12 protein-coding genes are annotated in these 9289 nt (G+C 73.2%); 8 read left to right on the plus strand and 4 right to left on the minus strand.

Annotated elements, in window-relative coordinates; genetic code table 11:
• The first annotated feature begins 220 nt into the window (after window positions 1-220).
• Complete coding sequence (locus tag AB0H87_RS32480) at window positions 221-1141, plus strand: tyrosine-type recombinase/integrase (protein WP_360154386.1); 921 nt, start codon at window positions 221-223, stop codon at window positions 1139-1141.
• 392 nt (window positions 1142-1533) lie between these two features.
• Here AB0H87_RS32480 and AB0H87_RS32485 read toward each other — a convergent pair whose 3' ends face one another.
• Entirely contained in the window at window positions 1534-2715 is a 1182-nt protein-coding gene (locus tag AB0H87_RS32485; protein WP_360154354.1) for a winged helix DNA-binding domain-containing protein, read from the minus strand.
• Between the two features lie 110 nt (window positions 2716-2825).
• Between AB0H87_RS32485 and AB0H87_RS32490 the strand changes: the two genes are divergently transcribed.
• A complete protein-coding gene (locus tag AB0H87_RS32490) occupies window positions 2826-3410 on the plus strand; it encodes a helix-turn-helix domain-containing protein (RefSeq protein ID WP_360154357.1) in 585 nt (194 codons plus the stop codon).
• On the plus strand, window positions 3407-4636 hold the full coding sequence (locus tag AB0H87_RS32495; RefSeq protein ID WP_360154360.1) for an MFS transporter: 1230 nt from the start codon (window positions 3407-3409) through the stop codon (window positions 4634-4636). Before AB0H87_RS32490 ends, AB0H87_RS32495 begins: the two co-directional genes overlap by 4 nt.
• On the opposite strand, the gene AB0H87_RS32500 is transcribed toward AB0H87_RS32495, so the two are convergent.
• Complete coding sequence (locus AB0H87_RS32500) at window positions 4633-4956, minus strand: helix-turn-helix domain-containing protein (protein ID WP_360154363.1); 324 nt, start codon at window positions 4954-4956, stop codon at window positions 4633-4635. The two genes, AB0H87_RS32495 and AB0H87_RS32500, sit on opposite strands and share 4 nt — an antisense overlap.
• A 60-nt stretch (window positions 4957-5016) precedes the next feature.
• The gene (locus tag AB0H87_RS32505; RefSeq protein WP_360154366.1) at window positions 5017-5448 is read right to left on the minus strand and encodes an Hsp20/alpha crystallin family protein; all 432 of its coding nucleotides are present in this window, start codon (window positions 5446-5448) and stop codon (window positions 5017-5019) included.
• 137 nt (window positions 5449-5585) lie between these two features.
• Between AB0H87_RS32505 and AB0H87_RS32510 the strand changes: the two genes are divergently transcribed.
• Together AB0H87_RS32510 and AB0H87_RS32515 are read left to right on the plus strand one after the other, a co-directional pair.
• Window positions 5586-6146, plus strand: a complete 561-nt coding sequence (locus AB0H87_RS32510; RefSeq protein WP_360154368.1) for a sigma-70 family RNA polymerase sigma factor — start codon at window positions 5586-5588, stop codon at window positions 6144-6146.
• On the plus strand, window positions 6143-7042 hold the full coding sequence (locus tag AB0H87_RS32515) for a zf-HC2 domain-containing protein (protein WP_360154371.1): 900 nt from the start codon (window positions 6143-6145) through the stop codon (window positions 7040-7042). Before AB0H87_RS32510 ends, AB0H87_RS32515 begins: the two co-directional genes overlap by 4 nt.
• An 8-nt stretch (window positions 7043-7050) precedes the next feature.
• Here AB0H87_RS32515 and AB0H87_RS32520 read toward each other — a convergent pair whose 3' ends face one another.
• Window positions 7051-7332, minus strand: coding sequence for a hypothetical protein (locus AB0H87_RS32520; protein ID WP_360154374.1), 282 nt, complete (start codon window positions 7330-7332; stop codon window positions 7051-7053).
• 54 nt (window positions 7333-7386) lie between these two features.
• On the opposite strand from AB0H87_RS32520, the gene AB0H87_RS32525 reads away from it, so the two are divergent.
• Genes AB0H87_RS32525 through AB0H87_RS32535 form a run of 3 tightly spaced genes read left to right on the plus strand, consistent with a single transcriptional unit; the run spans window position 7387 to window position 9272 of the window.
• Entirely contained in the window at window positions 7387-8070 is a 684-nt protein-coding gene (locus AB0H87_RS32525; protein WP_360154377.1) for a hypothetical protein, read from the plus strand.
• Window positions 8067-8879, plus strand: coding sequence for a hypothetical protein (locus tag AB0H87_RS32530; protein WP_360154380.1), 813 nt, complete (start codon window positions 8067-8069; stop codon window positions 8877-8879). The genes AB0H87_RS32525 and AB0H87_RS32530 overlap by 4 nt, the downstream gene beginning before the upstream one ends.
• A 12-nt stretch (window positions 8880-8891) precedes the next feature.
• Window positions 8892-9272 carry an ATP-binding cassette domain-containing protein gene (locus AB0H87_RS32535; RefSeq protein WP_360154383.1) on the plus strand — a complete coding sequence of 127 codons (381 nt, stop codon included), beginning with the start codon at window positions 8892-8894 and terminating at the stop codon, window positions 9270-9272.
• The last annotated feature ends 17 nt before the right edge of the window (window positions 9273-9289 follow it).

The following is a 9289-nucleotide window of genomic DNA, read 5'->3' on the forward strand; positions in this document are numbered from 1 at the left end:
GGGAAGGGGAGGCTGTGGTGGGAGCGACGCCAGCAAGCGCGGATCCGATCGAGTTGGCCGGTTCTACCTCGGCACGACACCGGCGAAGTTCGCCGCCGGTGCGGCGCGCCGCGCGGTCGCGCCGCCGCCCGCTGGCTAGCGTCTGCGCGTGACCTCGCTCGTGCCGGACGCCCGCGGCGTGCCGGCGCCGGGCGGCGCGAACCGCGCCTCCCTCGTGGCCATGTCGGGTGCGGGCGAGTTCACCGACGCGTGGCTGGCCAATCGCCGGCTCTCGCCACACACCCGGGCCGCGTACCGGCGTGACGTCGGTGCCTGGGTCGCCTGGTGCGGCGCGCGCGGTGTCGACCCTCTCGCGGCAACGTTCCTGGACGTCAACGCCTTCGCCCGCGAGGTCGAGGAGACCGCCGCCCCGACCACGGTCGCCCGCAAGATGTCGGCGCTGTCGAGCTGGTACGACTTCCTCGTCAAGCTGCGTGCCCTCGACACCAACCCGGTCACCGGCGCCGACCGCCCCCGGGTCGACCGCGACCACTCGGCGACCGTCGGCCTGACGCCCGAGGAAGTGGACGCCCTGCTGCGCGCCGCGGCCCAGGCGACCGGCCCGACCGCAGCACGGACCCGCGCCGCCATCGCTCTGCTCGCCGACCTCGGGCTGCGGGTCGGTGAGCTGGTCTCGCTCGACGTCGACGACCTGGGGGAGGAGCGCGGCCACCGCAGCATCCGGTTCACCGGCAAGGGTGGCAAGCACCGCCGGCGGGCGCTGACGCCGAGCACGGCCGCCGCTATCGACGCGTACCTGGCCGAACGCGCCACCGCCGCCGGCGTGAGCGTCAACGAGCTGACCGGACCGCTGCTGGCCACGGCCTCGGGCGGGCGGATCGACCGGCACGCGGTCTTCCGCCTGGTCCGCAGGATCGCCGCGGACGCCGGCATCCCCGCCGCGGACCGGCTGTCGCCACACTCGCTGCGCCACGCCTTCGCCACCACCGCCCGCGCCGAGGGCGTGGCGCTGGAGGACGTGCAGGATGCCATGGGCCACGCGGACCCACGCACGACGCGCCGCTACGACCGCGACCGCCACAACCTGGACCGCGACCCGGCTTACGCGATCTGGGCGGCCCGCGCCCGCCGCACGCCCTAGACCTTTCCGACGGACCACCGCGGCCCGCGCCGCGCGCCGCCACCGCCTGGCGGCATCAAGGGAACTCCCGGCTACAACACCGGTCGGCCGCCAAACCACGGCCAGGATCACGGTCTCGGCCCGGCGTCCCCGGGCCATGGTCGCGGTCACGGCCCGGCGCGCCGGGGCCATGGTCGCGGTCTCGGTCGGGCCTCCGCAGGCGACGGTGGCAGTCCCGGTGGCAGTCCCGGACCTGCCTCCGCAGGCGAGGGTGGCAGTCCCGGACCTGCCTCCGCAGGCGAGGGTGGCAGTCCCGGACCTGCCTCCGCAGGCGATGGTGGCAGTCCCGGACCTGCCTCCGTAGACCACTGTCGCGATCCCGGTCCGGCAAGCACGGACCCGTCGAACACCACCTAGGACCCGGACAGCTCCTTCTCCAGCGGCGTCCGGAACTTCGGCTTCACGCGCGCGTCGCCTAGCCAGTCCGTCAGCTCGCCCGCCATCGTGGCGATCCGCTTCCGGGCGGCGGCTGGCAGCTCTTCTAGTAGGCGGTGGACCACCCGCCCGTCCGGATGCTGGCTCCAGCCGCCGACCACCCGACCGTCGACCCAGATCGTCGGGCCTGGGTTGCCCGAGCGGTCGAACAGGGCGGGCGCGTGCGGACCGAGGTACCACTCGCGGCCGACCCAACCCATGATCGTCGGGTCGAGGGCCGGTAGCAGCGCCACCCACGGCTCCGGTGATGCGACCGGTTCGGCGTCATCGGCCAGCACGTAGCCCGTCTCGCCGCCGTCGAGGTCGACCTCCTCGACCTCCAGCGCCGCGAGCGCCGCCTTGGTCTGGGTGCCCGTCCAGCCCGCCCACCACTTGAGGTCGGCTGCCGTGCCCGGGCCGAACCGGCCAAGCCACAGCCGGGCCAGCTCGGCCCGGGCCGTGGCCGCGTCGTGCCGATGCAACCCGCCCGCGATCCAGGTGTCGGCCGGCGCCCACTCGTATTGGGTGGACAGCCACGACCCGCGTGGCCGCCCGCGCACGATCAGGCCCTGCATGGACAGCAGGTTGAGCACCCGCGACGTGATCGCCGGCGTGGCGCCGTAGCTCTTCTCGGGGTCGATCGCGAGCTGCGTGCGTAGTCGCGGCTCGTCGGCCGACAGCTGCGCCGCGAATGCCGTGCCGCGGGCGTGCAGCGCGTCGAGGGTGCCGCGTTCCACGTCGCGCAACCACTCGTCGCCGAAGTCGTGGCCCGCCTCGGAGAGGTGCTTGAGCAGCAGCTTGCGCTGCACCACGGCGATCGCGTCGGTGCACGCCGCCTGCACGACGGGCGCGTGCTCCACGGGCGCGATGAACACCGTGCGGCGCATGCCGAGCATCCGGATCAGCGTGCGGTCGGCGTACAACGCGTGCTCGATGTCCTTGATGACCGGCGCGTGTAGTCGTGCCGCGGCCGACAGGTAGACGGTGGCCGGGTCGGTGGCGTGCAGCACCACGAGGTCGCGGGTGACCTCGACCGGGTCGTGTGCGGATGGGCCGGCCAGCCGGTGCCGGAGACCCAGTCGGGCCCGGCGCTCGGTCACGTCGATGCGTCGTCGCGTCACGGCAGGGATCGTCGCACGGACCACCGACAAGAAACCCGCGCCCGAGCAAACCGCGACAGCATGCAAAGACTCCCTTGCAAAGAACCCTTGGCAAAGATATCTTTGCATACATGACGGACCGTGAAGTCAACCTCGACGCGACGACGCTGCGCGGCCTGGCCCACCCGCTGCGGGTGCGCATCCTCGGCCTGCTGCGCGAAGACGGCCCGGCGACCGCGACCACGCTGGCCGAGCGGTTGGGCCAGTCGACCGGCGCCACCAGCTACCACCTGCGGATCCTCGCCAACTACGGGTTCGTGGTCGACGACCCGGAGCGCAACGTCGGCCGCGAGCGCTGGTGGAAGGCCGCACACCGGACGACCCGCCTCGACGTCGACCTGGCCCGGCCGCCGGCCGAGACCGAGGGCTACCTGCGAGCGGTCGCCGCCCAGTACGCCGACCGCGTGGACCGCTTCCTCGACGAGATCGCGGTCATGCCGCGCCCGTGGCTTGATCCGTTCACCATCTCGGACTGGCGCCTGCGGCTCACCGTCGAGGAGGCGCAGGAGCTGCACGAGGCGATCTTCGCGTTCGCCGAGCGCTACCGCCGTGACGACGACGAGGGCACGTACCCGGATGGTGCCGAGAAGGTCACCCTCCAGGTCCAGATCCTCCCGTTCCCCACCGGATCCGCGGCATCGGAGGAGGAGCGGTGAGCCGCCGGCGCGATCTGGTCGCCCTGCTCACCGCCGACACGATCTCGGCCGTCGGCACGCGGATGAGTGCGCTCGCGCTGCCGTGGTTCGTCCTGGTCAGCACGGGATCGGCGACCCGCGCCGGTGTCGTGGCGTTCGTCGAGATGGTCCCCTACGTGCTGGCCGCGGCGGCCGGTGGCCCGCTGATCGACCGGATCGGCGGGCGCCGCTTCAGCATCGGCGCCGACGCCGTCAGCGCACTCGCCGTGGCGTCGATCCCGCTGTTCCACGAGCGGATCGGGTTCGGCGGCCTGCTCGTCCTCGTCGGGCTCGCGGGCGGCCTGCGTGGCTTCGGCGACACCGCGAAAGAGGCGATCTTCCCGCGCGTCGCCCGGGAGTCCGGGATGGAGATGACGCGGGCGGCCAGCCTGCAGGACGGCCTGCACCGGCTGGCCACCCTGCTCGGCGCACCGGCGGGCGGTGCGTTGATCGCGATCCTCGACGCGCCCACGGTGCTCCTCTTCGACGCGGCGACGTTCGGCATCTCGGCGGTGCTCGTCGTGCTGCTGGTCCGGGTGCCGCCGGTCGAGGCGCCGGTCGCGGACGAGTCCTACGCGCAGTCTCTGCGGGCCGGGATCACGTTCCTGCGCAGCGATCGACTGGTCGGCGCGATCGTGGTGATGCTGTTCGCGACCAACCTGTTCGACGCCGCGTACAACTCCGTGCTGTTGCCGACCTGGGCGACGCTGATGGGTTCGCCGGTCGTGCTCGGCCTGGCCAGCGCGTCCTTCGGGATCGGCGCGGTGCTGGGGAACATCGTTTTCACCGCGTACGCGCCGCGTGCGCCGCGCTGGGCGCTGTTCACGCTCGGGTTCATCGTCGGCGGTGCGCCGCGGTTCCTCGCCATCGGGCTCACTGACGAGATCTGGCTGCTCTACGGCGTGTCGTTCGTGACGGGCATCGGGCTCGCGGCGATCAACCCGATCCTCGGCGCCGTCATCTACGAACGCGTCCCGCCGCACATGATGGCCCGCGTGCAGGGCGCGCTCACGGCGGTGACCTGGGGCGGCATCCCGCTCGGCGGCCTGCTCGGCGGTGCGGCGGCGGGCGCGGTGGGCGTACACGCGGCTCTGGTGGTCACCGGTCTCCTCTATCTGGCGGTGACGCTGATGCCGGTGTTCCGGCCCGCGTGGCGCGACCTCGACGTGCGGCCGGAGCCGCGAACAGCCGAGCGCGTGCCGGCCTAGCGTTCGCGCAGCCGGCGGCGCAGCACCTCGATCATCGTGGTGGCCGCGGCGAGCTGGTACTCCAGGCTGACGATGCGTACCGCGGCGTCCAGTCGCATGCCGTCGTCGACGAGGTGCCGGGCCCGGTCGGCGCGCTGCAGGTCGTCGCGGCTGTAGCGGCGGTGGCCGCCATCGGACCGGTGCGCCTCGAACAGGCCCGCCGTCTCGACGGCGCGCAGGAACGCCGGTGTCACGCCCAGCGCGTCGGCGGCGGCCCCCATCGCGAAGGCGGGGTAGTGCGAGTCGTCGAGCGCGCCGGGCCCCGGTGCGTTGCCAACCATATGGCCTCCTGCCGACAGGCCCGCCGGACACACCGGCGGGCCTGTCCGTCGGGTCGTGGGTCAGGCGCTGGCGCCCTCGATCACCTTGTGGTCGTTGCCCGAGTGGGTGACCTCGATGCGGCGCGGCTTGGCCCGCTCGGCCACCGGGATCGTCAGGCTCAGCACACCGTCGTGGTAGTCGGCCCGGATCGCGTCGATGTCGAGCCCTTCGCCGAGCACGAGCTGGCGGCGGTAGGTGCCGGACGGCCGCTCGGAGACCAGGTAGGTCGCGTCGTCGGGGTCGTGGCGCCGCCGCTCGGCCTGCACCGTGAGCGTGTTGTTCTCGGCGGAGACGTCGAGCGTGTCGGCGTCGATGCCCGGCATGTCGAAGCGGACGACGAAGGTGTCGCCGGTGCGCAGGCAGTCCATCGGCATGAGCGACGGAGTGCGTGCGGCGCCGAGCACCTCGTTGGCGAGCCGGTCGAAGTCGCGGAACGGGTCGAAACGCATCATGATCAGCACACCTCCAGGGCTTTGTCTGTCGGTCGCGCCAGGGATGTTGTCCTTGGCAACGCGGAAATTCTATACCCCCTGCTGCAGATTTCAAATCCGTCGTGAACCTTCTTGCCGCCGGCTGGTACTCACATGCGATGGACGAGTCCGACGAGGCGTTGGTGCGCCGCGTGGCGGGCGGTGACGAGCAGGCGCTGGCGCTGCTCTACGCCCGCCACGCGGCGGTCCTCCTGCGTTACGCGGTGCAACTCACCGGTGACCGTGGGCAGGCGGAAGAGACGCTTCAGGACACGTTCGTCGGCGTCTGGCAGGGCGCGGCGGCGCGGTTCACCGGCGGGTCGGCCGTGCGGACCTGGCTGTTCGGCATCTGCCGCAACCAGGCCGGCAAGCAGGTCCGCTCGACACCACCGCCCGCCCTGCCGATCGACGCCGCCGCGTCGGTGTCCAGCGACCTCGCCACGCCGGACGAGGTCGCCCTGGCACGGGCCGACGTCTCCGCGGTGGGTGCCGCCCTGGCGCGCCTGCCCGCGGGGCACCGCGAGGTGCTGCACCTGGTGTTCGCGGCCGAGCTCACGCTGGCCGAGATCGCCGCCGTGCTCGACATCCCGGTCGGCACGGTGAAGAGCCGCCTGTTCAACGCCCGCGCCGCCCTGGCCCGGGCCCTGCCCCAGCTCACCGCGAAGGAGGCCGGCCGATGACCCATCCGACCGAGGCGCTCCCGGCATACGCGGCCGGCACGTTGGCGTCGACCGCGGCGGAGGAGATCGCCGGCCACCTGCGGCGTTGCGCGCCGTGCCGCGCGGACGCCGCGTCGTGGTCCCTGTTGGCTTCGGGGGTACGCGCGGCCACCCTGGCCGTAACCCCGCAGGACCCGCCGCCGTTCGCGGCGATGCGTGCCCGGTTGACCAGTGGCCCGGCGGTGCCGCGCTACGTACCCCGCGCCGCGGTCGACCGGCTCGCACCGGCGCGGATCGCCTGGGGACTGCTGACCCGGCAGGTCCGCCTGGTCGGCTGGCGCGTGTGGGCGGTGGCCGTCGTGTTGATCGCCGCGGGCGCCGGGTTCGCCGCGTCCGCGCCGGCCGCCCGCGCGGGAAACATGTTGTCGCTCGTGGTGCCGTTGGTCGCGGGGCTCGCGGTCGCCGCTGCCTGCGGCGCCGACGGGGAGGCGGCCGAGTTGGTCCGGGCCACGCCCACGTCGACGCGCGTGCTGGTGCTGGCCCGGCTGACGCTGGTGCTCGCGGTGACCGTCGGCGTCGGCACGCTGGCGTCGGCGGCGATGGCCTGGCCGCGGGGCGATCTCGTGCTCACGGAGCTGTTCCTGACCTGGTTCGGCCCGCTCGTTCCGCTGTCTGCGCTGAGCTTCGCGCTGGCCGTGCTCTGGCGGCCAGAGGTCGGCGCGGCCACGGTCCTGGCCTGCTGGATGCTGCGCCTGCTGGCTCCGACGGCCCTCCTCGACCGCGGGCTCGCGCCGGTCCTCGACGCGCTGTGGCAGCCGGGTCCAGCCCTGCTCCTCGGCGCGGTGGCCGTCACCGTGGCAGCGGTGGCGCTGGCGCCGCTGGCCGGCCGCCGCGGCGTGCGGACGGTGTTGTCGTGAGGCCGGCGTTACTCGTAGCCGCTGGCCATGACGACGGCCTCGGCGACCATCTTCCAGGTCGGCTGGTCGGGGAAGTCCTCGCCGCGGTTGCGGTAAAGGCCGCCGAGGTCGTGCAGGGACGCCGCGAGTGCGTCCAGGAACCGTTCGAGGGTGTGGTTCTCCCACTCCGTCGGATGCGCACGCAGGTCGGTGAGCATTCTCTGGACGATCTCGGCCGCTTGGGCGTTGGTGGTGACGCGCTCGACCTCGGTGGGCGTGACGTCCGCGAACCTGCCGGTCTCGAATGCCATCGAAAGATGGTGCCAGGCGGTGAACCTTCGGGCGCTCCCGCGGTACCCATCATCGTGAGACTGACCATCTGGCTCCACGAGGCGCGGCGGGCGGGGCCTGCGGCGCTCCTCGCCCCACCGGCCGCCCTGCTGCTGACCGCCGCCATCGCCACGTTCGTCCAGGTGTCCGGCGCCGGGCACGAGCAGCCCGAGCTTCTCCTGCTCGCCGGGCTCGAGGCGGTCGCGCCGCTGGCGGTCGCGATGGTGGCGCTGACCATCGTCCTCCGCGAGGGCTGCCGCGAGCTGCACCTGTCCCTGCCCACACCGCACCTGACCACCATCGGCCGCCGCCTCGGCGTGCTCGGCGCGAGCACCGCGGGCTGCTGCCTCATCTACTCGGCGGTCGCCGCGCTCGCGGGTTACCAACTGGGCCCCGGCGGTGCCGCGGCCCTGCTGGTCTGGGTCGCCCCGGCCCTCTGGCTGACCGGCTTCGCCGTGCTGGTCGCGGCCGTCACCCGCAGCGCCGTGCTCGCCAGTAGCGCCGTCGCCCTCGTCTGGCTCGCCGAGCAGGTGTGGGCCACGGCGTTCGTGAGCCCGCCGCTGCGGCCGATGTTCCTGTTCTTCACCAGCCGCGTCGGCGACGGCCCCGGGTGGGCCGGCAACCGCATCGGCCTGCTCGCCGGCGGCCTGGTGTTCCTGGCCGGCACCGTCGCCGTCCTGCTCAAGCCCGAACGCCTGCTGACCGAGGAGGACGCGTGACCGCGCTGCTCGCCGTGGCCCGCTACGAGTTCCGGATGCAGGCCCGCAAACGCTCACTGTGGATCGCCGCGGTGCTGCTCGGCGGCGCCCTGGTGGTGCTGCAGGGCGACCAGGGGCCACGCAGTCTGCCGGTGGGCACCCCGGCCCGCGAGGTGATGGGCACCTGGGCGCTGCTCTTCTCGATCCTGATGCCGCTGGCCTACGGGATGCTGCTGGCCGACCGGCTGGTCCGCGACCGCCGGCTGCGGGTCGAGCCGCTGCTGGAGAGCCTGCCGGCCGGTCCGGTCACCCGCCTGGCCGGGAAATACCTGGGTGGCGTCGCCGCCTGCGGCCTGCCTGGCCTGGCGGCCCTGCTGGTCGCCGCGGTCACGGAGCTACCCAAGCGCCACGACCCGGCGCTGCTCGGCTGGGCCCTGGTCGCGTTCGCGGTCGTCACGCTGCCGGGGATCGCGATGGTGGCCGGCTTCGCGCTGGTCTGCCCGACATTCCTGTCGGTCCCGCTGTTCCGCGTGCTGTTCGTCGGCTATTGGTTCTGGGGCAACATGCTCGCCCCGGCGTTCCTGCCCTCGCTGACCGGGACGCTGCTCACCCCGATCGGCGACTACGCGGCCACGTGGCTGCTCGGCACCGGCGAGACGGCCCTGTTCGCCGGGACACCGGGCATCCTGCCGTTCCTACGCCCCGACCCGAGCGGCGCCGCGGCGGCGACCAGCGTCGCGGTGATCGTCCTGTGCGGCCTGATCCCGCTCGCCGTCGCCGCGGTCGCCGCGGACCGCACCACCCGCCAGACGTGGCCCGCCGAGGCCTGAGAGGACCCCATCGTGCACATCGAAATCGCTGACCTGCGGCGCCGCTTCGGCCGGGTGACCGCCCTCGACGGGGTCGACCTGACGGTCTCGAGCGGGATGTTCGGCCTGCTCGGCACCAACGGCGCCGGCAAGACCACCCTGATGCGGATCCTCGCCGGCGTACTGCCCGCCACCTCGGGCCGCGTCATCGTCGGCGGCAACGACCTGTCGGCCCGCGGCGGCCGGGTCGCGGTTCAGCGCCGCCTCGGCTACCTGCCGCAGGACCTGGGCCTCTATCCCGACCTGACGCCGACGGAGTTCCTCGACAACGTCGACACGATCTCGTCGACGTCGGTGCGGAAGCCTTCTCCCATGGGTCAGCCTCGGCGTTCGTCGGGGTCGGGGTTCTGGTAGGTCTCGATCAATGACCG

Source organism: Asanoa sp. NPDC050611 (assembly GCF_040654855.1).
In the GTDB taxonomy this organism is placed as follows: Bacteria; Actinomycetota; Actinomycetes; order Mycobacteriales; family Micromonosporaceae; genus Asanoa.